Source organism: Cyanobium usitatum str. Tous (assembly GCF_003011885.1).
Classification (GTDB): Bacteria; Cyanobacteriota; Cyanobacteriia; order PCC-6307; family Cyanobiaceae; genus Cyanobium_A; species Cyanobium_A usitatum.
This window is the reverse complement of sequence record NZ_PXXO01000011.1, coordinates 32,622-54,790: the sequence shown is the minus strand read 5'-3', so window position 1 is coordinate 54,790 and position 22,169 is coordinate 32,622. Positions and strand designations below refer to the sequence as shown.

The 22,169-nt window shown below is 59.6% G+C and carries 22 protein-coding genes; 15 read left to right on the top strand and 7 right to left on the bottom strand.

Annotated features, from left to right (window positions below; genetic code table 11):
• Window positions 1-53: 53 nt before the first annotated feature.
• From C7K55_RS10040 to C7K55_RS10015, 6 genes are read right to left on the bottom strand one after another with little or no spacing between them, the layout of a single operon-like run.
• Window positions 54-599 carry a DUF1543 domain-containing protein gene (locus C7K55_RS10040; RefSeq protein ID WP_106632587.1) on the bottom strand — a complete coding sequence of 182 codons (546 nt, stop codon included), beginning with the start codon at window positions 597-599 and terminating at the stop codon, window positions 54-56.
• 26 nt (window positions 600-625) lie between these two features.
• Window positions 626-1,936: a SufS family cysteine desulfurase gene (locus tag C7K55_RS10035; protein WP_106632586.1), complete on the bottom strand. Its 1,311-nt coding sequence runs from the start codon at window positions 1,934-1,936 to the stop codon at window positions 626-628.
• Window positions 1,933-3,045, bottom strand: a complete 1,113-nt coding sequence (locus C7K55_RS10030; protein ID WP_241518302.1) for a SufB/SufD family protein — start codon at window positions 3,043-3,045, stop codon at window positions 1,933-1,935. The genes C7K55_RS10035 and C7K55_RS10030 overlap by 4 nt, the downstream gene beginning before the upstream one ends.
• Complete coding sequence (sufC, locus tag C7K55_RS10025; protein ID WP_106632584.1) at window positions 3,045-3,848, bottom strand: Fe-S cluster assembly ATPase SufC; 804 nt, start codon at window positions 3,846-3,848, stop codon at window positions 3,045-3,047. The genes C7K55_RS10030 and sufC overlap by 1 nt, the downstream gene beginning before the upstream one ends.
• A gap of 56 nt (window positions 3,849-3,904) precedes the next feature.
• Window positions 3,905-5,344 (bottom strand): Fe-S cluster assembly protein SufB, encoded by a 1,440-nt coding sequence (sufB, locus tag C7K55_RS10020; protein WP_106632583.1) that lies wholly within the window; start codon window positions 5,342-5,344, stop codon window positions 3,905-3,907.
• A 14-nt stretch (window positions 5,345-5,358) separates the two neighbouring features.
• Window positions 5,359-5,745, bottom strand: a complete 387-nt coding sequence (locus C7K55_RS10015; protein WP_106632582.1) for a ferredoxin-thioredoxin reductase catalytic domain-containing protein — start codon at window positions 5,743-5,745, stop codon at window positions 5,359-5,361.
• 231 nt (window positions 5,746-5,976) lie between these two features.
• Here C7K55_RS10015 and sufR point away from each other — a divergent pair, with 231 nt between their 5' ends.
• The 15 genes from sufR to C7K55_RS09940 all read left to right on the top strand — a co-directional run bounded on the left by sufR (window position 5,977) and on the right by C7K55_RS09940 (window position 21,759).
• The gene (gene sufR / locus C7K55_RS10010) at window positions 5,977-6,627 is read left to right on the top strand and encodes an iron-sulfur cluster biosynthesis transcriptional regulator SufR (RefSeq protein WP_106632628.1); all 651 of its coding nucleotides are present in this window, start codon (window positions 5,977-5,979) and stop codon (window positions 6,625-6,627) included.
• A gap of 397 nt (window positions 6,628-7,024) precedes the next feature.
• Window positions 7,025-7,633 carry a phycobiliprotein lyase gene (locus C7K55_RS10005; RefSeq protein WP_106632627.1) on the top strand — a complete coding sequence of 203 codons (609 nt, stop codon included), beginning with the start codon at window positions 7,025-7,027 and terminating at the stop codon, window positions 7,631-7,633.
• Between the two features lie 91 nt (window positions 7,634-7,724).
• Window positions 7,725-8,486, top strand: a complete 762-nt coding sequence (locus C7K55_RS10000; RefSeq protein ID WP_106632581.1) for a phycobilisome rod-core linker polypeptide — start codon at window positions 7,725-7,727, stop codon at window positions 8,484-8,486.
• 185 nt (window positions 8,487-8,671) lie between these two features.
• Window positions 8,672-9,715 (top strand): DUF4912 domain-containing protein, encoded by a 1,044-nt coding sequence (locus C7K55_RS09995; RefSeq protein ID WP_193486265.1) that lies wholly within the window; start codon window positions 8,672-8,674, stop codon window positions 9,713-9,715.
• Complete coding sequence (locus tag C7K55_RS13805; protein WP_106632579.1) at window positions 9,706-9,906, top strand: hypothetical protein; 201 nt, start codon at window positions 9,706-9,708, stop codon at window positions 9,904-9,906. The genes C7K55_RS09995 and C7K55_RS13805 overlap by 10 nt, the downstream gene beginning before the upstream one ends.
• 57 nt (window positions 9,907-9,963) lie before the next feature.
• Window positions 9,964-11,343, top strand: coding sequence for a phospholipase D-like domain-containing protein (locus C7K55_RS09985; RefSeq protein ID WP_106632578.1), 1,380 nt, complete (start codon window positions 9,964-9,966; stop codon window positions 11,341-11,343).
• A gap of 353 nt (window positions 11,344-11,696) precedes the next feature.
• A complete protein-coding gene (locus tag C7K55_RS09980; protein ID WP_106632577.1) occupies window positions 11,697-13,169 on the top strand; it encodes a glycoside hydrolase family 130 protein in 1,473 nt (490 codons plus the stop codon).
• Entirely contained in the window at window positions 13,166-15,436 is a 2,271-nt protein-coding gene (locus C7K55_RS09975; protein ID WP_106632576.1) for a glycosyltransferase family 4 protein, read from the top strand. Before C7K55_RS09980 ends, C7K55_RS09975 begins: the two co-directional genes overlap by 4 nt.
• Window positions 15,433-16,545 (top strand): Gfo/Idh/MocA family protein, encoded by a 1,113-nt coding sequence (locus C7K55_RS09970; RefSeq protein ID WP_106632575.1) that lies wholly within the window; start codon window positions 15,433-15,435, stop codon window positions 16,543-16,545. The genes C7K55_RS09975 and C7K55_RS09970 overlap by 4 nt, the downstream gene beginning before the upstream one ends.
• The gene (locus C7K55_RS09965; protein WP_106632574.1) at window positions 16,542-17,636 is read left to right on the top strand and encodes a glycoside hydrolase family 130 protein; all 1,095 of its coding nucleotides are present in this window, start codon (window positions 16,542-16,544) and stop codon (window positions 17,634-17,636) included. Before C7K55_RS09970 ends, C7K55_RS09965 begins: the two co-directional genes overlap by 4 nt.
• A 568-nt stretch (window positions 17,637-18,204) precedes the next feature.
• Window positions 18,205-19,116 carry a GGDEF domain-containing protein gene (locus C7K55_RS09960; protein ID WP_106632573.1) on the top strand — a complete coding sequence of 304 codons (912 nt, stop codon included), beginning with the start codon at window positions 18,205-18,207 and terminating at the stop codon, window positions 19,114-19,116.
• Between the two features lie 247 nt (window positions 19,117-19,363).
• On the top strand, window positions 19,364-19,759 hold the full coding sequence (locus C7K55_RS09955) for a hypothetical protein (RefSeq protein WP_106632572.1): 396 nt from the start codon (window positions 19,364-19,366) through the stop codon (window positions 19,757-19,759).
• Window positions 19,760-19,845: 86 nt separating this feature from the next.
• On the top strand, window positions 19,846-20,088 hold the full coding sequence (locus C7K55_RS09950; protein ID WP_315856801.1) for a hypothetical protein: 243 nt from the start codon (window positions 19,846-19,848) through the stop codon (window positions 20,086-20,088).
• An 8-nt stretch (window positions 20,089-20,096) separates the two neighbouring features.
• Entirely contained in the window at window positions 20,097-21,302 is a 1,206-nt protein-coding gene (locus C7K55_RS09945) for an FAD-dependent monooxygenase (RefSeq protein WP_106632570.1), read from the top strand.
• Between the two features lie 31 nt (window positions 21,303-21,333).
• On the top strand, window positions 21,334-21,759 hold the full coding sequence (locus C7K55_RS09940) for a hypothetical protein (RefSeq protein ID WP_106632569.1): 426 nt from the start codon (window positions 21,334-21,336) through the stop codon (window positions 21,757-21,759).
• Here the strand turns inward: C7K55_RS09940 and C7K55_RS09935 are convergent.
• Window positions 21,742-22,122, bottom strand: coding sequence for a hypothetical protein (locus C7K55_RS09935; protein ID WP_241518301.1), 381 nt, complete (start codon window positions 22,120-22,122; stop codon window positions 21,742-21,744). The two genes, C7K55_RS09940 and C7K55_RS09935, sit on opposite strands and share 18 nt — an antisense overlap.
• Window positions 22,123-22,169 lie beyond the last annotated feature (47 nt).

Here is a 22,169-nt window from a genome sequence, read left to right as displayed (position 1 = left end):
TGTACAGAATCCCTGAGCCTGTCGCCAACACAACAGCGCCCCCTGCCGCCTGCTCAAATCAGCCGGTAGCCAAACCAATCCGGCACCTGGCTCTGGCTCAGGCCCTCCGGGTGGGGCTCCAGCTGCACATGCCAGCGCTCGCCGCCCAGCAGCTCCAGCTGCTCGATCGCCAGGCAGTCGTCTACGGCCACCAGATCATCCTTGTGCTGCTGCAGGGCACCGCGCAGCCACTGGCGCTTGGCGGCCGCCTTGGCCGCCTGGGGTGAGCGGGCCACCACCAGGCCGAAGTGGTGCAGCTCCGCTAGGGATTCGGGGCGGTAGGCGCCCAGGTTCACAAACCACAGCCGCTCGGGCCGGGGCGCGGCCGGCTCGCGCCCGAGGCTCACCGCGAAGCCATCCACCGCTCGCACCGCCAGGTAGCTGTCCAGGTGCAGGCCCTCACGCCTCCCGAACCACTGCCGCCGCAACTCTGGAAGCGCCGCTTCGATCGTGGCGCCGGCCACGAAGCGCACGTCGTGGAGCTCGATATGGCAGCCCAGCGCCCGGCCGCCCAGCACCGCCAGAAACAACTCGGCCCGGCCCGGGCTCTCAGAAATCATCGAAACCCAAACGGCTTACCAGCCAACTAGCTGTGCTCGCGCAGAAAGGTGATCGTGCCCTCAAGCTCCTCAGCGAAGCGGTCGATCTCTTCAGGGGTGGTTGTGAAGCCCAGGCTGGCTCTGGCTGAGCCGGGGAGGCCGTAGAGGCGGTGCAGGGGCTGGGTGCAGTGATGGCCGCTGCGGATGCAGATGCCAGCTGAATCCAGCAGGGCGGCGATGTCGTTGGCGTGCAGGCCATCCACCGTGAAGGCCGCCAGGGCACCGCGATCGGGTTGCTGCTCGGGGGTGGGACCCAAGATGCGCACCCCCTCAATCGCCTGGAGACGCGCAAACAGCTGGCGGGTGAGCAGCTGCTCCCAGGCGTGGATGCGCTCGAGACCAATAGCACTGAGGTAGTCGAGGGCGGCACCCATGCCGATCGCCTCGCCGATGGCCGGGGTGCCCGCCTCAAATTTGTGCGGCAATTCGGCCCAGCTGCTGTGATCGAGGTAAACGTCCTGGATCATCTCGCCTCCGCCCAGAAAGGGCGGCATCGCCTCCAGCAGAGCCTCGCGGGCCCAAAGAAAGCCCATGCCGGTGGGGCCGCAGAGCTTATGGGAGCTGCCCACCAAAAAATCGCAGCCCAGCTGGGCCACATTCACCACCAGGTGGGGCAGGCTCTGACAGGCATCCACCAGCACCAGAGCGCCGGCGGCGTGGGCCAGCGCCACCACCTGCTCAATCGGATTGAGGCAGCCGAGGGTATTGCTCACCTGCACCAGGCTTACGAGCTTGGTGCGCTCGCTGATCTGGCCGCGCAGATCCTCCAGATCCAGCTCACCGCTCTCGGTGAGGCCCGCATGGCGCAGCACGCAGCCAGTGCGCGCCGCCAGCAGCTGCCAGGGGACCAGGTTGGAGTGGTGCTCCATCACCGTGAGCAACACCTCATCACCGGGGCCCAGGTTGGCCTCGCCCCAGCTGCGAGCCACCAAGTTGATCGCCTCGCTGGCATTGCGGGTGAACACGATTTCTCTCGCATTGGCCGCACCGATGAAGGTGGCGGTTTTGCTGCGGGCTGCCTCAAAGCCTTCAGTGGCGCGAGCACTGAGCTGGTGGGCGCCGCGGTGCACGTTGGCGTTGTCGTGGTCGTAGTAGTGCTGCAGGGCCGCCAATACCTGACGGGGCTTCTGGCTGGTCGCGGCGTAATCGAGGTAGATCAGCGGCTGGCCAAGGCAAGCCGTTTGGGCCAGCAGGGGGAAATCAGGCCGGGTGAGGGCAGCAAGATCCGGCGCAACCACCTCAAGGCTGGTGGGAGATGCGGTGGTGGTTACTGCTGCGGTGGAGGTAGTGGTGGTCATGGATGCTCCCGCAGCAGCAGCGTTAGCGGATTCAGGGCCGCCGCCGCCGCGGGAAGCTCGCGCAACACCTCCTCGCAATAGCCCCGCAAAAGCAAGCGAGAGGCTTGTTCAGCGCCAATACCCCGGCTCTGCAGATAAAAAAGCTCGTTTTGCTGCAGCCGACTAATGGTGGCGCCGTGGGCGCACTTGACATCGTCCGCGACGATTTCAAGCTCGGGTTTGGTATCTACTCGAGCCCGATCGGAGAGCAACAGGCTGCGGCTGAGCTGGGCGGCGTTGGTTTGCTGGGCGCTGCGCGGTACCCGCACGGCCCCGTTGAACACGCTGCGTCCGGCCCCATCAGCTACCACCTTGTGGAGCTGGTCGAGCTGGCCATCGGGGCCTTCAAAACGCACTTGGCTGTGGGTGTCGGCCAGCTCCTGGCCATCCACCAGCTGCAGGGCCCGCAGCTGGGTGTGGGCCGCTCCCTCCAGCTGGCTGATGCAGGGCTCGAGCCGGCTGAGGGCCCAGCCCCCAACTGCGGTAGTGAGCTGGAGGGAGCTGGCGGGGGCCTGAGTGATCGACAGGTGGCTGAGCAAGCTGGCGCGGGCATCGCCAGGCGCCAGCAGCCCCAGATTTAGCTCGGCGCCGCGGCCAAGCTGGGCCACCGCTACCAAGCTGGTGGCATTGGGGCCACTGGAGCCGTGCTGAATAAGCAGCTCCAGGCTGGCGCCCTCCTCAAGCACGAGCACCAGCTGCAGTGCCCGCAGACCCGGCTCCGCGCCGGCATCAAAATGCAATTGCAACGGATCCGCTGCTCCAGCCACCCGCAAGGCCAGACAGCGGGGCGAAGCGCCTTGATTAAGTCGCACCGACCAAGCATCGCTGCCGCCTGTGGCTTTGAGCACCTGCTGCTGCAACCCCTGCGCCTGATCAGCGCCGATGCAGCTAATGCCAGCGGGCAAGCTGAGTTGGGCGAATGGATCGACACCACTCCAGAGTTCGGGCGCCAAGGCCTCTAGGGCAGCCAGGCCTGTGAATCGCCACTCCTCCTGACTTCGGCCCGGCAGGGGAGCGCCAGCAAGTTGGGTGAGCCAATCGGCAGTATTTGGCATAACCGCAGCTGGCATCACAGCACCTCCGCAGGTTCCCGGCCCAGGCTGGCCAGCTCCTGATCCACCCATTCGTAACCAGTGCGCTCAAGCTCCAATGCCAGCTCCTTGCCTCCGGTGCGCAGGATCCGGCCCGCAGCCATCACATGGACGAAATCGGGGGTGATCAGATCCAGCAGGCGCTGGTAGTGGGTGATCAACAAGGTGGCATTTTCCGGGCCCGCGAGTTGATTGACCCCATCGGCCACGATGCGTAGGGCGTCGATATCAAGGCCAGAATCGGTTTCATCGAGGATCGCCACCAAAGGCTCAAGTAGCGCCATCTGCAAGATCTCGTTGCGCTTTTTCTCGCCACCGGAGAAGCCTTCGTTGACACTGCGATCCAAAAAGGCCGGATCCATCTGCACCACCTTGAGGCGCTCGCGCACGAGGTCCTCGAAAGCAAAGGTGTCCAGCTCCTCCTCACCCCTTTGAGCGCGGCGGGCGTTAGTGGACACCCGTAGGAATTCAAGGTTGCTAACCCCCGGGATCTCCACCGGATATTGAAATCCCAGGAATAAGCCCAAGCGGGAGCGCTGTTCTGGGGCTAGCTCAAGGAGGTCTGAGCCCATATATGAAACCGACCCGGCTGTGACCGTGTAGGCGGGATGGCCGGCCAGCACTTTGGAAAGTGTGCTTTTGCCACTGCCATTACGCCCCATCACTGCGTGGATTTCACCAGCTCGGATCGTGAGGTTCACCCCCTTAAGGATTGGCTGCTCCTCAACCCGCGCGTGCAGGTCAGAAACTTCGAGCAATACCGGGGCGTCTGGGCGAATCACAGCAGGTAAGGAAGGGCGAGAAAGGGGAACTGACAGATAGAACAGATCGGTGCGGCTCAGCCCACTGATCCCTCGAGCTTGAGGGCAAGCAATTTGTCTGCCTCAGCAGCAAATTCCATTGGCAGTTGATTAAACACGTCGCGGCAAAAACCGCTGACCATCATCGAAACAGCCTCTTCAAAACCAATGCCCCGGCTTTGCAGGTAAAAGAGTTGGTCTGCGGAGATGCGGCAAGTGCTTGCCTCATGCTCCACTGCGGCATCCGGTTGCTGAGAGCGGATATAGGGGTAGGTATTAGCGCCAGCCTGATCGCCAATCAACATCGAATCGCACTGGCTGTAATTCTTAGCCCCTACCGCTTTAGGGCCGATTTGGACAAGGCCGCGGTAGCTATTAGAAGAATGTCCAGCGCTGATGCCCTTACTGACAATGGTTGAGCGGGTCCTCGGACCGACGTGAATCATCTTGGTACCAGTATCAGCCTGCTGATAGTTATTAGTGAGGGCAACCGAATAAAATTCGCCCACCGAATCAGCACCTTGCAACACACAACTGGGATATTTCCAAGTGATTGCTGATCCAGTTTCCACCTGAGTCCAACTAATTCGGCTGCGGTCGCCCCGGCACTGGCCGCGCTTGGTCACGAAGTTATAAATGCCACCTACCCCATGCTCGTCACCGGCGTACCAGTTCTGAACCGTTGAGTATTTGATAGAAGCATCATCAAGTACCACCAACTCCACGACGGCTGCATGGAGTTGATTGGTATCAAACATCGGGGCCGTGCACCCCTCCAAGTAGCTAACCGAAGCACCCTCTTCGGCAATTATCAAAGTGCGCTCAAACTGACCCGTGTCGGCGGAATTGATCCGGAAGTAGGTTGACAACTCCATCGGGCAGGCCACACCCTTGGGAATAAAAACAAAAGAACCGTCACTAAAAACCGCAGAGTTCAGGGCGGCAAAATAGTTGTCATTACTTGGAACGACCGTGCCAAGATATTTCTCCACCAAGTCTGGATATTCTTTTACAGCCTCACTGATTGAGCAGAAAACAACGCCATGCTCTGCAAGCTTTTCACGATAGGTGGTGGCGATTGAAACACTGTCAAAAACAGCATCGACTGCCACGTTGGAGAGGCGCTTCTGCTCACTTAGGGGGATGCCAAGCTTTTCAAATGTTTCCAGCAGCTTTGGATCGACCTCATCGAGACTGGCTTTTTTCTCCTGCTGCTTAGGAGCTGCGTAGTAAATAATGTTTTGATAATCAATCGGTGGGTAACCCAGTGCCGCCCAATCTGGTGACTGCATCTGCAGCCACTGGCGGTAGGCCCGCAGCCGAAAAGCCAATAAAAACTCAGGCTCACTTTTCTTAGAGGAGATCAGACGCACAACGTCTTCACTCAGACCCTTGGCGATCTTTTCAGTTTCAATATCAGTGACGAAACCGTGCTTATACGGCTGTGAAACTAGATCGCCAACGGTTGCAGTACTCATTGAGGTAAACCGACTCAGCTGGCAGTAAGGGCTTTAACTTCATCTAAGGAAATTGTCTGCTGGTCACAGCGGAAAGCATTGTCCTCGGTGAGAAACAGCATGCAGTGGCACTCTTTACGCTCCCGCATGGGCACGCAAGGGCAGTTCCAAAAGGCTTGGGAAACCTCTGCCTGCTTGTCCTCGTAATGACGGCAGGGGCATAGGGCACCACCAAGCTCATCCTTGTGCTTGGCCAAGCCAGCAAGCACCACCGCGGTCACACCGGGATCACTACAAAAGTAAGTACCGGTGCGCTGCGCGTAGGTTTCAGCAAACTTTCGGATCACCTCCAAGCTGTCGGAGTGCGCCGGCGAGCTCCCTGCGGGGCTCTCAGCGGTCGAACTGGCCGGAGTGTCGGACATGGCTCGAAAGCGAAGGTGATCAGAAGGCGATAGTCAAACAGCACCTCGGAATCCGGTGCCATCGGCAGCCAGCAATCGGATTTGCCGGCAGACCATTACGAAACCATTGTGTTTCGTTAGGGATTGAGCCTAAGACACCAAGGCCGCCAGCGGGGCCTAATCCCCAACCTCCCGCCAGTCGTGGCATCGTTGTCTCAACCGGCCTTTGCCGTGAGCGCCATTCCCGAAATCATTCACCAGCACGCCGATCCGGCATCCACCCGGGATACGGTCCTCACCTTGCTGGTCAGGCATGGAGAGGCCACCGCGAGCGCCCTAGCAACTCACCTGGCGATGTCGGTGCAGGTTGTGCGTCGCCATTTGCGGGGCCTAGAAGACGATGGCCTGGTCGAGGCAAGCCCTTCGGCGGAGGGTCCGGGCAGGCCCAGTAATTATTGGCGCCTTACCGCCAAGGGGCAGGGGCAATTTCCCGATGGCAGCGACCATTTCGCCCTCGGCCTGCTGCAATCTCTGGCTAGCAACCTGCCACCTGAAACCCTGCAGGGACTCCTAGAACAACAAGCCATTCAGCAGGCTGACGCTTACCGCCACCGCATCGGCGCAGGCTCGCTTCAAGAGCGACTGGAGCAATTGGTGGATCTACGCCGGCAAGAGGGGTACCTGGCGGAATGTTCCCAAGATGCCGGCAACCCTCAAGCCTGGATGCTCAGTGAATTTCACTGCTCAGTGATGCGCATCGCCGAGCAATTCCCCTGCATCTGCGACCAGGAGCTACAGCTAATTCGCCACACCTTTCCCGACTGTCAGGTGGATCGAGTGCAATGGCGCTTGGAGAAGGGTCACTCTTGCGGCTTTCGCCTGACGCCCTGCCGTGAAGACTGAAGCACCGCCACCCCAGGCCCAAAGTCCCCTTTCAGCAGCAGAACTGGCGGAGCTGGAGGCCACCCTCCTGCCTGCCTTGGAGCGGCACCATCTGCGCCTTCTGGCCCACAGCCTGCGCAGCCTGCAGGCGATCGCAGCCCACCAGCCCGCAGGGGCCCTGCCAGGCCACGACGCGATGCGCGCCTGGGCCAGCCAGCAGCCCGCGCTCGCCGACTCCCCCCGCTTCCAGGAAGTTCTGGTGGAGCAATTAGAGGCGGCGGGCGGGCAGCTGCAGCAACTGGCCGCCGCCCTTGGCCGGGCGCCATTGGCCCTAGAGCTGGGCGACCTAATCGCCGCGGCTTGCGATCATCCCCACAGAGACAGCCCCAGCCCCAGACCCAACACGCCAGTGAGCGAAATCCATTCCGAGTCGATCGCCGACGCCCTCAGCTTTTTCCGCCTTAGCTGCGGTCGCTGGCGCTCCCAGCGCAGCAGCCATCACCTGTTGCACCGGCGAGCTGAGGCGGGAGGCTCCTTCATTGAGGTGGTGGAGATCTCCTCGTCCGACCCCCGCCTGATCGCCATCGCCGAGCTCCACGGCGAAAATCCTGCCGGCCTCGTTGGGGGCTGCCGAGTGACCTGGAACGCCTCAATGGCGTGGGATAAGGCCGGAGAAGCCCACGAGGGAGAAAGTGTTTTCGGCTTGATCCCCACCGATGAGCTAGGCCGGTCAGGCCTGCTTTTGCGCGACCGTGGCTACGCCGAAACCGCCCCCGTGGCAGGTCATTTCGCCATGGACGAGCGCGACGGTCTACTGCTCACCACCGGCTACGAAACCATGGCCAGCCTGGAGCGATTCAGCTTTGCCGGCCCCAATGTGCGTCTGCGCACCAGCACGGTGGAGGGCCTCTCCAATACGGCGTCCTTCTGCGTCGAGACACGGCTGCTAGACAGCCCGCAGCCTGGGTCCCCAGCCCCAGGCCAAGAGACCGTTTCCGAGCAGCCCCTGTCTCCCCTGGGATGGTGACGAACGTTACGGACTGTGAGCCCTGTCACGGCCAGCCGAACCCGGCCGCGGCTGCACTTCTACGATCAGCAACGACGGATGATGAAGTTGTGTGGCCCTGCCCCTCCTGAAATACGCGCCCACTACCCAAAACTCGCGGGTTGACCCGCTTCGGGTGGGTTCGGATGAGGACCCCAAACCCATGTCCATGGACAGGGCAATGGATCCCAAAGACCTAAATCTGGTCATTGAGTCGTGTTATCGACAGATTTTCTTTTATGCCTTCAAGGTCGACCGCAACTCGACATTGGAGAGCCAGCTGCGCAACGGCCAAATGAGTGTGCGGGATTTCATTCGCTCCCTGTGTCTCTCAGACACCTTCACCCGCAGCTTCTACAACCTGAACAGCAATTACCGAGTGGTGCGCCACCTGGTGGAAAAGCTGCTGGGTCGCCCCACCCACGGCAGGTCTGAGGAGATCGCCTGGGCGGCCGTGCTGATGACCCGCGGGGTCAAGGGCATGGTTGACGACATCCTCAACGGCCAAGAATACCTGGACGCCTTCGGTTACGACACCGTTCCCTTCCACCGCAACCGCGTGGTGGGCTCCCGCGATCTGGGCGAAACCCCCTTCAACATCACCACTCCGCGATACGAGGCCTATTACCGCGGCATCTTGGGCTTCCCCCAAGTTGTGTACACCGGCACCGCCAAAACGATCCCCGCTCGCTCCCGTCAGCGCCGTGGCGGCTTCCCCGAGGACTACCTCCCCTGGGTGCGCAATCTGCCTGCCATGCGCAGCCAAGGCGGTGCATCCGGCAGCGTCAGCATGGACTATCTGTCCAAGGTTCCGTACCGCAGCATCGGCCGCTGAAGCCTGTCTCCAACTAAATCCCCGGGCGGTCAAAAGGCCGCCCTTTTTTGTGGGCCATCAGCACCCAGGCCGTCAGCATCTACTGACGGCTCTAGATCGAGCTACCCGAGCCAGGAGAAACTCGTCCACACTGATCCCAAAAGAAATCTGTTGCTGTGACGCAGGCATTCACCGCATTGGCACGCATGACCCTGCGTCAGCTTCGCCAGGTCGCTAGGGACCTTGGGGTGGGCTTGTACAGCCGTAAGTCCAAGGATGAACTCCTAGCCGCCATCAATGATCGCCAGGATGAGGAGGACACGCCCATCAGTCTCAAGGCAATCGAAGCAGAGCTACCCCCAGCTCCCCGACCCAGCTCAGCAAATACCAGCGTCGTATTTCTGCCCCGCGATCCCCAGTGGGCCTATGTGTTCTGGGATATCTCCCAAAGCGATCGGGCCTCAGCCCTGGCAACTGGTGCCTCCCAGCTTTGCCTGCGCGTCGCCGACGTGACTGGCCTGCCGGGCGGCTCAGCCCACCCCCACACCCTGCAGGAAGTGGTGGTCGACAGCCATGCCACCGAGTGGTATCTGCCAGTGCCCCTGTGCGATCGGGATTACCGGGTGGAACTCGGCTACCGCAAAGGCAGCGGCGGCTGGATCTCCCTGGCCTTCTCTTCAGTGGCACGGGTACCCGCCCAGCACCCCAGCGAGCAAATTCTCGACCAGTTCGTGCCCTTTTCGCTGGACACGGCTCCAGCCATCCTGCCGACGCCGGTGGAGCCAGCCGATGCAGGACTACACGAACGCCTATATCAAACAGCTACAGCCCGCTGGCGCAGTCTTGGCAGGGGTTCTGAGGCTTTTCATGAGCTACACGCAGCCGGCCTGGACACCAGTGAACTCAACACCTCTGGTGCCGGCATCTGGGCCAGTGGCCGCAACGCCTCTGGCATCGGCGGGGTCGCCTCCCGTCAACGCTCGTTCTGGCTTGTGGCTGATGCTGAGCTGATTGTCTATGGGGCCACCGATCCCGCTGCCCGCCTCACCATTGGCGGTGAGGAGGTGCCCCTTTCCGCCGATGGCACCTTCCGGGTGCAAGTGCCCTTCCGCGATGGTCAGCAGCTTTATCCGATCGAGGCGGTCGCCGCCGATGGCGAGCAGAAGCGCAACATCACCCTGGAATTCAGCCGCTCTACCCCTGAGGACAACAGCAACCCAGCCGAAAAGGCCGTAAGCGAATGGTTCTAAATCGAGCCTTGGCGCTGAAGCGCTCAGCCGTCGCCCTCACACCGGTGGCAGGAGCCTTGGCATTTCCGCTGATTGTGCCGGTTGTGTTGATGCGCTTCGGCCTGCCAGCCGCCATGCTCAGCGCTGTGTTGATTGGTACTGGTTGGTTCGTGGTGATGCTGCGCACCGCCGAGATGCCGGGCCACCACTAGATAAAGCCCCAGCTTGATCCAATGTGGGAACCCTGGGTACAACCGCCCAGGGCTGCCATGGCCAACCTTTCGCCGCGCCACCCCTTCGCCTGGGCAAGCCTTGTGGGCTTGGCTTTAGCTGGCTGCAGCGCTGACGCCCAGCTCCTTGGCCAGTCAGCCCGGCCCAAGCCCCTGCCCAAGGGCATCGAGCTGGCCTTCAACCACGCTGAAACCAGCCGCTACCGCAGCCCTATCACCGGTCAATGGCGTCAGGGCGATGATCTCGAGGCTTTCGTGCTGGCAAGTATTCAGTCGGCGCGGCGGGAAATCCTGGTAGCGGTGCAGGAGCTGTCGCTGCCGAAGCTGGCCGAAGCGCTGGCGGCTAAGCACCGCGAGGGGCTGACGGTGAAGGTGGTGCTGGAAAACACCTACAGCAGCCCCTGGAGCGAAGAACATCCGGCGGATCTGGCCCCACACCAGCGCACACGCCATGAGCAGCTCAAGGCCCTCGGTTGGGGAGACGCTGTGGCAATCCTGCAGCGGGCCGGCGTGCCCCTGATCGATGACACCGCAGATGGCAGCGCCGGCAGTGGCCTCATGCACCACAAATTCATGGTGGTGGACCGGGCCGTGGTGGTGACCGGCTCAGCCAATTTCACCCCCTCCTGCATCCACGGCGATCCGGGGGCAGACCGCAGCCGCGGCAACGTCAATCACCTGCTGCGTCTGCGCAGCCGTGAACTGGCCAACTCCTTTCTGGCCGAGTTTGAGCGGATGTGGGGCGACGGCCCCGGCGGCCAGCCCGACAGCCGCTTTGGGCTGGGCAAGGGCGGCGGAGCTCCCCAAAAGTTGCTGGTGGGGGCAACGCCGGTGACGGTGCTGTTCGCGCCCCATCGCCGCAGCGATCCCCACCAGGGCCTGCTGCTATTGGAGAAGTTGCTCTCCGGCAGCCGCAAGCAGCTGGATCTCGCCCTATTCGTACTCTCTGAACAACGGCTGGCCGATGCCATGGCCCGCCTGCAGGGGCAGGGGGTAACCATCCGCCTACTGGCCGATCCCGGCTTTGCAAACCGCGCCTTCAGCGAAGTGCTCGATCTGCTCGGCACCCAACTGCCCGATCACCGTTGCGGCGTGGAAGCGGCGAACCGCCCCTGGCAGCGCCCCCTGGAAAGTGTCGGCACACCACGCCTGGCCAGCGGCGACAAACTCCACCACAAGCTGGCTGTCATCGACAACCGCACCGTGATCACCGGCTCCTTCAACTGGAGCCCCTCAGCCGCCCACCAGAACGACGAAACCCTGCTGGTGTTTGAGTCCCCCCTGCTAGCCGAGCACTTCACCTCTGAGATCAATCGGCTCTGGAAAGGCGCTGAGCTCGGCATCACCGAGCGGCTGGCCCGCAAGCAAGAACGGCAACGCACCCGCTGCGGCAGCGGGGTGCAAAGGGGGGAAGCGTGATTCATTGGAAACAACACCAAGCTCGCTCGGCAGCAGCTCCTGACCAGCGCCTGGATGACCCTGCGGAGGGGTTACTCGTTCTGCAGTAGCTAAGCCGAACTCAAGGCAAGGACGACTACTGGAGTCGCAAGTGAGTCTGTCGCTGAAATCGCAGCATCAAGGGAACATATCGCGAATACTTTTTACCTGAAATGCAACCAAAATTGAAGCCAGCATCTAGGGTGCAGCAAGGCAAATATTCGCAGCAGTAATCCAGGCCTGAACGGGTACCAAACACAAAGGCAACAATATTCTTGCTTTTAACCCGACTTTTTATTTCTAGCATTTTTGATCCCTTAGGCAGGCTATAAACCATGTCACTTCAGGTCAACAGAACAAATATTCAAATTCGACCGGACCCTTCGCGGGTGTTTTTAAGGGCCTTCGAAACGAGTGGCAGGGAACGCATTCAACGAATTGTTGCTCGGGTCATGGCCCTAAGCCGCTCCGAGGCGGAGCGCGAAGCCACAATCATGCTGAAGAGCTTTGAAGGCCGCCATGAAAAGTTGCAGGCCTTTCTGCTCACTCGTTTCGGACATGTGAGCGAGCATCTGATCACCGATCGGCCCCTAAACCGCTGCGAAAGGCTGCTGATCGGTGCCTATTTCACGCTGGAATATTCCCTTGAAGCGGCGGCTCTCTTCAATCCGTCAATCGTGCGGCATCCGGATCAATCGGGAATCGATGAAGGCAGCATGCGCTTTCTCCTAAGCCTACGGGCGACGGGCGAAGGCCATATCTCCTCAATTGTTTTTCGCACTGGCGTTATCAACCGAGAGGGAGGCATCGCCCTCGATCAGCCGAGCCCCTTTGTGGCAGCTGCTGATGTGCATCCAAACCCAAGCTATGAAAAGCATCTTTTCGAGCGAAAGCTTGTTGAAATGGGCTTGCTTACGCATCTTGCTCAGCGGCTGATGGATCAGCTGCCTGATTTTTTCAGCTTTGAGGAACTCAAGGAGTTAACCAACCAGGCCCTGCGCAGTGACCGTCTCGCCAATACAGACAGCATGCATATAGCGGAGAGCGTACTATCGCTGGCACGCGCAAACTACGAGCTCAGCTTCGACCCAGGTGATGATTGCTCAGAGCGAGCTATCTTCCCCACCTCTCCCACCGAAAGTCGTGGCATTGAAGATGCTCGATTTGTTGCTTTTGAGGAAAACGGGCAGACTACCTATTATGCGACCTATAGCGCCTATGACGGTCAGCTTGTCTTCCCCCAGCTGCTGGAAACTAAAGACTTCACCCAGTTCAAGATAAGCACCTTAAACGGCCCTGAAGTGGCAAATAAGGGCATGGCCCTATTCCCAAGGAAACTGGGAGGCTCGTACGCCATGCTTTCCAGGCAGGATGGAGAGAATATCTACCTGATGTATTCAGATCAGCTGCACTTCTGGTACGAAAAGCGTATTTTGATGCGGCCCACCTACCCCTGGGAGTTCGTTCAGATTGGCAACTGTGGCTCGCCTATCGAAACCGATGCCGGCTGGCTGGTACTAACCCATGGCGTTGGACCAATGCGTAGATACACCATAGGCGCGATTCTACTCGACATTAACGATCCCAGCCAAGTGATCGGCCGCCTCAAGGAGCCCCTGCTGGAGCCAACCAAGGAGGAGAGAGAGGGATATGTTCCGAATGTTGTCTATAGTTGCGGATCACTAATCCATGCCGATAAGCTGATCATACCTTACGCCATGAGCGATCAGTCAGCCACTTTTGCCACCGTATCCGTTGATGAGTTATTGCGAAAATTGAAGGCCAACCCACTGGAGAAATATCCTTGAAGCCAAGATCTACTCGAAAAATTGCAATCATTGGCGACTATCTGCCAAGGAAATGTGGGATCGCCACCTTCTCCCACTCGGTTTATCGAGCTCTCTCCGACGACGCAGCCGACAACGAATGCTTCATCGTTGCGGTAAACGACGTTCCCGAAGGCTACGCCTATCCACCGGAAGTTCGTTTTGAGATTGCGGAGCAGGATTTGAGCAGCTATCGCCGCGCTGCCGATTTCCTGAATCTCACCGACACTGATGTCATCTGCCTCCAGCACGAGTTTGGCATCTATGGCGGCCCAGCTGGCAAGCATATCCTCACACTTTTACGCCACGTCCATATCCCTGTGGTTACCCAACTCCATACGATCCTGGAGGAGCCCAGCGCCGAACATCTGCATGTGATGAAGGAGCTCGCCGCACTTTCAGCACGGATCATTGTGATGAGTGAACGGGGGCGCCGAATTCTTGAGGAAATCTACGGGTTGCAAGCAGATCATCTAGATGTGATCCCCCATGGCGTGCCAGACATGCCGTTTGTAGATCCCAACTATTACAAAGATCAGTTTGGTGTTGAGGGCAAAAAAGTTCTTCTTACCTTTGGGCTGATCTCGCCAGCCAAGGGAATAGAAAACGTTATCCGGGCCTTACCTGAGGTGGTCAAGGTGTTCCCCGAGGTCGTCTATATCGTATTGGGTGCCACCCATCCCCATCTGCTACGAGAGCAGGGCGAAACCTATCGCTTAAGCCTTGAGAGGCTTGCCCTTGAGCTTGGGGTGAGAAAGCAGGTGATCTTCTATAACCGCTTTGTGAGCGCTGAAGAGCTTAAAGATTTTCTTGGTGTTGCGGATATTTATATCACTCCCTATCTCAACCGTGATCAGATCACCTCTGGCACCCTCTCCTATGCCTTCGGTTGCGGCAAGGCGGTGATCTCCACTCCCTACTGGCACGCAGAAGAGCTGCTTGCTGAAGACCGGGGCGTGTTAGTGCCCTTTCGCAACAGTGATGCAATTGCCGAAGCCCTGATCGGTTTGTTGATCGATGAAGTGCGTAGACATGCCATGCGCAAGCAGGCCTACCTACTGGGTAGGGGCATGATCTGGAGCCAGGTAGCTGAACTTTATGCCAACTCTTTTGAGCGAGCCAGGCTAGAGCGTGGCAACGGAGTGGTGCTGCACTCCCCAATCAAGCCTCTGGAGCAGGAACCGCGCGAGCTGCCGGCCTTAAGGCTTGAGCATCTGAAGAGAATCTCGGATTCAACAGGTGTTTATCAGCACGCCAAATTCACATTTCCCAATTTCAAGGAAGGATATTGCACGGATGACAATGTTCGCGCGCTGCAATTACTTGTAATGCTCGAAGAATCGGGCGATGCCACGCCCGATGTACAAGCACTGGCTACTTGTTATGCATCGTTTATTAACTATGCCTACATCCCAGGAACTTGCCGATTTCATAACTTCATGAGCTTCGAGCGCACCTGGCTCGATGAGGATGGCTCCGATGATTGCCTGGGCCGCACCTTGCTAGCCCTGGCTGCCTGTGTAGGCAGATCCCGCCGCGATGATTTGCGCCACTGGGCAGTGGATCTGTTTCAGCTGGCGCTGCCCTCGGTCACCAAAACAACGAGTCCACGGGCCTGGGCCCTTGGACTCAAGGCTATTCATGAGTATCTGCGCAAGCTGAGTGGTGATCGAACCGTCGATCTGATGCGCGATACCCTCACCGATCAGTTACTGGTGGCCTTCGATCAAAACTCCGGTGATGAATGGCCCTGGTTTGAGGATGTGCTGAGTTACGACAATGCTTCCCTGCCGCACGCCCTGATCCTCAGTGGCCGCTGGTCGAATCGAAGCGAAGCCCTTGATGTGGGTCTGCGCAGTCTGCGCTGGTTGATGGCAGAGCAAACCGCTGAAGCTGGCCATTTCAGGCCAATTGGTTCCAATGGCTTCTACCGCCGAGGCCAGCAGCGGGCCACCTTCGACCAGCAACCACTGGAGGCCTGCGCTTCAGTGTCGGCTTGCGTTGAGGCCTGGTCAGCTACGGGCGATAGCTTCTGGCTGCGCGAGGCCTGGCGAGCCTTTGCCTGGTTCCTAGGCGACAACGACCTGCACCTGCCGCTCTATGACGCACGCACTGGCGGCTGTTTCGATGGCCTTCAAGACGACAGCGTAAACATGAACCAAGGTGCCGAATCAACCCTGGCCTTCCTCCTGGCTCTGCAGGAGATGCGACTAATCGAACTCGCTCGCCATTCAATCCCCAAGCCATGAATAAGATCCGCATCGGCGCCATTGGAGCGGGTGGGTTTGGCCTATTTGCTCTCCAACAGTTTCTACAAGTTGAGGGGGCGGAGCTGGTGGCGATGGCTGGCACCCATCGAGAGGCGGCCCTCGCCATGGCCCGCCGTTTTGGAATTGCTGAAACCCTCGATGTGGAGAGCCTGCTCCAACTTGATCAGGTTGACCTTGTTTACATCGCCACGCCGCCCTTCCTCCATTACGGCCAGGTGCGTGCAGCCCTGGAGGCAGGCAAGCATGTGATTTGCGAAAAGCCACTGGCGCTAAGCCTGGCCCAGGCTGATGAGCTGTTGCAGCTGGCCCGCTCCAGCGATCGCCTCTGCATCGCCAACCTGATGCAGCGCTACAACCCGCTGTTTGAGGCCGTGCGCCAACTGATCGATTCCAAGGTGATCGGCGAGTGCCTGCATGGCTGGTTTGACAATGCCGCCGGCGATGAGGGGCTTTCAGCCGAGCATTGGTTCTGGGATCGCACCAAAAGTGGCGGCATCTTCATTGAACATGGCGTACATTTCTTTGATCTATTCGAAGGTTGGCTGGGGAAGGGAGAGGTTGTCTCCTCCCAGCGGACTCTGCGCCCAGGCTCCGGCATTGAGGAGCAGGTGCAGTGCGTGGTGCGCTACGGCAATGGTGCCCTAATAAACTTCTATCACGGCTTCACCCAGCCGGCACGGCTTGAGCGCCAGGAATTCAGGCTGTTATTTGAACACGGTGAATTGACCCTGGAGGAATGGGTACCTACTCGGGTGCGGCTGCGGGCCGTAGTGGATGAAGAGCAATCGCGCAGGTTGATGCAGATCTTCCCTGGCGCCAGGCTTGATGTTCTCGAAAGCTATAGCGGCTCTAGGCGCCTAGCCCGAGGACGCCACAAAGACTTTGACACCTATCAGAAGATCGATCTTCATGCTGGATTGGAGGCCGAGAAGATGCGCCGCTATTGCGAGCTGCTGCGGGCACTGTTCGTAGACCAGATCGCCTGGATTGCCGATCGTTCCCATCAACGGCTGATCACTGAGGAGAATGGCCGCAACTCCCTTGCCATGGCCTGCGCGGCAACCCGGCTAGCTGAGCCTGGCGGATGAGACCCCGTTTATTTAGCAGCTGCCTGCTGACCCCTGGGCAGCTTGCCCCTTCTCAGCAAGACATGCGGGTTGTTGGCGCCTTCAATCCAGGCGCCGTCACAACGGAGCAGGGAGTTGTGCTTCTGATCAGGGTGGCCGAGGCGCCTCGGCAGATCCGGCCGGGTTTCGTGGGTTTGCCGCACTGGGATCTGGAGGCAGGAAAAATAGTTATCGACTGGCTGGCTGAGCAGGAACTGATTGTTGAAGATGCCAGGGTGGTGAAGATCAAGGAAACGGGCCTGCTGCGACTCACTTCCACCTCCCATCTGCGCGTAGTTCGCAGCGCTAACGGGCGCCAGATCGAGCCCAGTGAGCAGCAAATCCTCCGGCCCAGCCTCGGCTGTGAGAGCTATGGCATCGAGGATCCCCGCATCACGCCAATTGATGGTCATTTTTATATCACCTATGTAGCCGTATCCCCCCACGGTGCGGCAACAGCCTTGGCCTCTACACTTGATTTCAGCTCCTTCAAGTTCCACGGGCCGATCTTCTGCCCGGAAAACAAGGATGTGGTGCTGTTCCCTGAGCGTATCGGCGGCCAGTATTTCGCGCTGCATCGGCCCACCACTGCCCATGATTTTTCCCGTCCGGAGATTTGGCTGGCCTCATCACCCGATCTACTGCATTGGGGCAAGCACCAGCCCCTGCTGGGCTCTAGTGCAGGCTGGGATTGCGGCCGCATCGGCGCGGGCACACCACCGATCCGCACAAGGGAGGGATGGTTGGTGATATATCACGGCAACGATAAGGGCGAAGGTGAAAGCGGCATCGGCAGCTATGGGGCTGGAAAGCTGCTTTTGGATCTCGATCAGCCCTCGAAGATTCTCAGCGCAGGAGAGCAGATCTTGGCACCAGAGATGGAGTATGAATGTCTGGGATTTGTGCCAAATGTGGTGTTCCCCACTGGCATCATCCAACAGGAGGATTCACTGCTGATCTACGCCGGAGCCGCTGACACCGCCACCTGCGTAGTGGAACTTGGGCTCGCTGATCTGCTGATCAGCGACACCAGCCAGAATTGGAGGTATCGGCACCTACCCATCGGCGAATGAACAATGAACCTGAATTCATTGCCCATACATTGAAGGAATGTTGCACAAGCAATTGTTCGGGGCAGCGGCATTCAGAGACGGGTTCAAGCCAAACTCACACCACCTCAGTTCTAAATATTGACTCAGGGGAGAACGGGGATCGCTGAGATGTAGCGATAACACTGTAAGCCAGGCTTCTATGCAAGCACTGCATAGAACACTTCAGAGCCATAACCCATGCCTGGCCATAAGATTTACTACGCGTTACGCCAAGGCGATGCATAATGGCGTAAAATCACAAAAAATGCAGAGCATTTAATTTTTAACAGTACGCCTCCGAGGCCCCAGCGGATGCCTATTCCCTAGCATTTACAAAAAGATCAATACATGACTGACGCCGATACTTCACCTGAGGATTCTCGGAATAACTATTTAGCAAGCACGGCCTGCCCGCCCCAAAATAGCCATAATTATCTTCCCAAATTTGCGTCAAATCTTAATTTCCCACAAGAGCTGATAGAGAGCCATCCAGATCTATTCTGGGAGGTCGACATTGAAGGGAAATGGTCATACCTTAACTCTGCGTGCAATGCCATTTACGGCATCGCCCCCCGAAGGCCTGCTAGGTAGTTTCTTTACCGAAAGAGTTGACCCTGATCAATTACTTTACGACCTCCAGATATTTCAGAGGTTACTAGCTGGTGACTCAGTGAACAACCACATCACTAAGCACTTACGTGTTGATGGTCAGCCGGTCATTTTGGCCTACACCGCCCGATCCCGTCGCAATCAGAATGGAGAGGTGATCGGCACCTATGGCACAGCCATTGATGTGACAGGCATGGTTGCCCAGCTCTCAGGCCAAGCCCAACGGGATGCCCTCAGCGAGGAAGCCGTATCTACCAACCTCAATTCGGCCAACGCCCATCCATGGGAAAGACGTCAACTCGAGCGTCAGCTTGAGCTCCTGAAACAGGCAAACAGTCGTTTGCACGCCAGCGCCAACATCGATGAGCTCACCGGATGCCTGCGAAGAAACGCATTCATTGAGCAGTTCGAGAAATTGCGACTAAAAACTCAGGCAACGGAGCCTATTAGCCTGATCATGATTGACATTGACAACTTCAAGTTGATCAATGACAACTACGGACACGCAAGAGGAGACGAGGCTCTGAAGCGGGTTGGAGCTGCATTATCAGCGCAATTAGGAGATCAGGCATTTGCCGCAAGATTTGGCGGCGACGAATTTGTTATCGCCATTCCCTCGCAGTTGCCCGATGAAACCATAAGTTGGCTCAGCGCCATTCAAGATGGTCTCCGAAGCCAAGCGAAACGAGCCTCTGATTTCCCCGAAGGGATCTTAATGAGTGCAGGCATACTTTATTGCGCTTCTGGCGTTAAAGTCATTTTTGAAGACGTGATTCAAGAGCTTGACAAGTTGCTCTATGAGGCAAAAGCGAAGGGTCGCAATTGCTTCGTCAGCAAAGAAATATCGGAATAAACGTCCTACCCCCTTGATCCGAGTCGGACGGGCAAGGTCGCTCGTCTCGCGAGAACAGAGCCCCTGCAGCAGACCGGGCCAGCAATCGCAACAGATCAACCCTTGATGGAGCTGGGTTCAGCGCAGCTGAGTCGGGAAAGCGGGGTATGGGCGCTCCACCCACCATATGTGGGCCTCTAGCAACCCCAAGCACCACATCTAGCGATCTGCACCTAAAGTTCAACTGTTCGGATGGCCAACGACGCCGATGAAAACCTTGGTGAAGACCGGCAGCTTGGCTAAGACCGGCAGCCTGATGAAGTCGTTGGCGAGCTCCCTGGTGTTGCCGGGTGAGGACACCACCCCCGCTGCGCCGGTGGTCTACACCACTGCCATCCGCTGCGACGGCAGCCTGGCCCAGTCCCTCGCCGGCATCAGCCTGCTGGCCAACCAGCTCGGCTTCACCCACGCCCCCGAAACCCTCTACGCCGTTGACGGCCAGAGCGCCGCTTTCCATGCCGACCATGGCGCCAAGGCAGTGAGCCTGGCGGTGGAATGCAACCCCTTCCAACAGACCGTCTCCCTGGCGGTGAGCGGGCTGGACCACCAAGACACCTTTGAAACATTCCATCAGGTGTCCAGCACCCTGTTTGGCGACTGCTGATCGGGAGCCGTGATCCAGGCGGCCCCCCTCCTACGCTTGGCCTTCCCCTCAATGCTGTGGCCATGGTCAGTGGAACGGAGCGTGCCTTGAATGCCCCGCCGGCCTCCCGCAACACGTCGGCCACCCTGGATGCCATCCAGCTGATGCTGCGCGACCTGCACACCCGGCACGATGAAATACGCCACCGGGCCGCATTCCGCGGCTGCACCAATGAACTGTTGGCCGTTCAGCAGGAGCTGGTGGAATATTTGCTCAGCAAGAAAAGCCAGTTGACGGGCCATGTCGATCCGGTGAGCGGCGCCACTCGCAACTACAACTCCTTCGTTTGAGTGGCCCCTTGAGCCACCGCACCAAGGTGGTGGTGGTGGGTGCCGGACCGGCGGGGGCCAGCTTGGCCCTACTGCTGGCCCGTGGCGGTATGGCCGTAACCCTGGTGGAGGCCGGCACCAACCTGGAGCGTCAATTCCGCGGCGAAGCGCTGATGCCCTCAGGGCTAGAGGCCCTAGCGGCCATGGGGCTGCTCGAGCTGATTCCAGGCCTGCCCCACCGGCCCCTGGTGGAATGGCGCTTCGTGGTGAATGGCCAGGAGCTATTCACCGCCACCGAGCCCCTCGGCGGTGATCCCAGCCGGCCCTGCACCCTGGTGAGCCAGCCCGCCCTGCTGGAGGCCCTGCTGAAACGGGGCAGCACCTACCCCTCCTTTGCGATTGAGCGGGGCCAACCGGTGGTTGACCTGCTGTGGCAGCAGGAGCGGGTGGCGGGGGTGCAACTGCGCGATGGCAGTCAGCTACCTGCCGACCTTGTCGTCGGCTGCGATGGCCGGGGCTCCCTGGTGCGCCAGAAGGCAGGGCTAGCTCTGCAGAGCAGCCCCAGCCCGATCGACTTGCTCTGGTTTCAACTGGCCAGTCCCGCGGCCTCGCCCTTAGCTGGCTCCTTCACCACCCTGGTGGGGCCCCAGGGGGTTTTCAGCGCTTTCGAAAGCGCCAGCGGCGGCGTGCAGCTGGGCTGGGTTATAGGCAAGTCTCAAGCCACACCAGAGCTCAGCAGAGAAGGCTGGATCGAGCGGATGGCAGCCTTGAGTCCGCCTCAGTTAGCGGCCTGGCTACGGCAGTGGCGCGGCGGATTGGGGGCGCCCAACCGGCTGACGGTGCAGGTGGGACTAGCGGAGCGCTGGTGCCAACCGGGCCTGCTACTGCTTGGCGATGCGGCCCACCCGATGGGACCGGTGCGAGCCCAGGGCATCAACATGGCCCTGCGTGATGCCTGGGTAGCCGCCATGCGGTTGTTGCCTCTGCTCAGCAGTGGCTGCAGCGGCGCTGCCCTTGATGGGGTGGCCGTCCAAATTGAGGCGGAGCGGCGGCCCGAAATCATCCGCATGCAAACCCTGCAGGCTGCCGAAGCCGCCCGGGGAGAGCAGTTGCGGCAGCAGGGTTGGTTGCGGGGGGCTCTGGCGATCGCCGCACCCCTTGTGGGCCCCGCGATCGCTGCCCACTGGAGCCAGCAGCAACAGCCGCTGCGTCAGGGGCTAGCCCAGCTGCCATGACCGCCATGATGGGAGCAACCCCGGTGGAACCATGGCCGCGCCTCGGATTGATCCCGCACTTGCCCTTGGCCTGATCGCCCTGCTGGCTGCCCCCCTACAGGCAGCACCCAAGGACCCGCCGTACCCATCCATGGACCTGTTGCGCGAGCTCCAGCTCCAAACCTTCGCCTGCGGAAGAGACAACACAATTGAAGCCTGCGGCAAGGCAAGCACCATGGCCGATCCGCTGATGGATCACCCCCGCCTTGGCGCCACCTGCAAGGACGCCATCTGGACAATCCTCGAACGGGCAAAGCCAGCTACCACAAACACTTTTGAAAGGCGCGAAGCTCTCAACCGAACCGGCCAAGACGTGATCCCCTTCTGCAAACAGCAGACCCGCTCGGTCGCCCCGAGCAAAACCGACACCAAACCCAAGGAGAAAAAAGGTGTGTTCAACCTAATTCCTGGATCCTGATCCTGGTCCCGATCCTGATCCCGGCTGGCTCTCGATCAGGTTCAGCACCTGCTGGGCAGTGCTGTCCATAAAAGCGAGCGACCAGCCGACCTGCACCACCGCCTGATCGGCCAGGGCACAGAGACCATCCTTCTGAGCGGCAACTTCACAGCTGGCAGAGAGGCCCAGTAAGGCATTGGTGAGCTTGCCGCGCAGGCAGGTTTCCTTGCCGCGTCGCTGGATCACGGCTTCAGCTGCCAACCGACTGCGCTGCACCGCCTCCCCCAACGGAAGGGCGCGGGCTCCCCCCATCACTGCCGCCTGGCCGGCTTCTGTGGCCGCTAGAGAGCTGGCTGTTAGCGCCAAGCCAGCTAAGCAAGCCACTCTCCAAATATGCCCGCTGGCAAACCTGTTTTCGGCCAACACCCCTG

Coding starts and splice junctions, on each gene's coding strand:
- C7K55_RS09985 (WP_106632578.1), top strand. CDS start 9,964: ATGGCCAACCTTTCGCCGCGCCACCCCTTCGCCTGGGCAAGCCTTGTG.
- C7K55_RS13805 (WP_106632579.1), top strand. CDS start 9,706: ATGGTTCTAAATCGAGCCTTGGCGCTGAAGCGCTCAGCCGTCGCCCTC.
- C7K55_RS09960 (WP_106632573.1), top strand. CDS start 18,205: ATGCCATTTACGGCATCGCCCCCCGAAGGCCTGCTAGGTAGTTTCTTT.
- sufB (WP_106632583.1), bottom strand. CDS start 5,344: ATGAGTACTGCAACCGTTGGCGATCTAGTTTCACAGCCGTATAAGCAC.
- C7K55_RS09965 (WP_106632574.1), top strand. CDS start 16,542: ATGAGACCCCGTTTATTTAGCAGCTGCCTGCTGACCCCTGGGCAGCTT.
- C7K55_RS09995 (WP_193486265.1), top strand. CDS start 8,672: ATGACCCTGCGTCAGCTTCGCCAGGTCGCTAGGGACCTTGGGGTGGGC.
- C7K55_RS10015 (WP_106632582.1), bottom strand. CDS start 5,745: ATGTCCGACACTCCGGCCAGTTCGACCGCTGAGAGCCCCGCAGGGAGC.
- C7K55_RS10040 (WP_106632587.1), bottom strand. CDS start 599: ATGATTTCTGAGAGCCCGGGCCGGGCCGAGTTGTTTCTGGCGGTGCTG.
- C7K55_RS09940 (WP_106632569.1), top strand. CDS start 21,334: ATGGCCGCGCCTCGGATTGATCCCGCACTTGCCCTTGGCCTGATCGCC.
- C7K55_RS10035 (WP_106632586.1), bottom strand. CDS start 1,936: ATGACCACCACTACCTCCACCGCAGCAGTAACCACCACCGCATCTCCC.
- C7K55_RS09970 (WP_106632575.1), top strand. CDS start 15,433: ATGAATAAGATCCGCATCGGCGCCATTGGAGCGGGTGGGTTTGGCCTA.
- C7K55_RS09955 (WP_106632572.1), top strand. CDS start 19,364: ATGAAAACCTTGGTGAAGACCGGCAGCTTGGCTAAGACCGGCAGCCTG.
- C7K55_RS09980 (WP_106632577.1), top strand. CDS start 11,697: ATGTCACTTCAGGTCAACAGAACAAATATTCAAATTCGACCGGACCCT.
- C7K55_RS10030 (WP_241518302.1), bottom strand. CDS start 3,045: ATGCCAGCTGCGGTTATGCCAAATACTGCCGATTGGCTCACCCAACTT.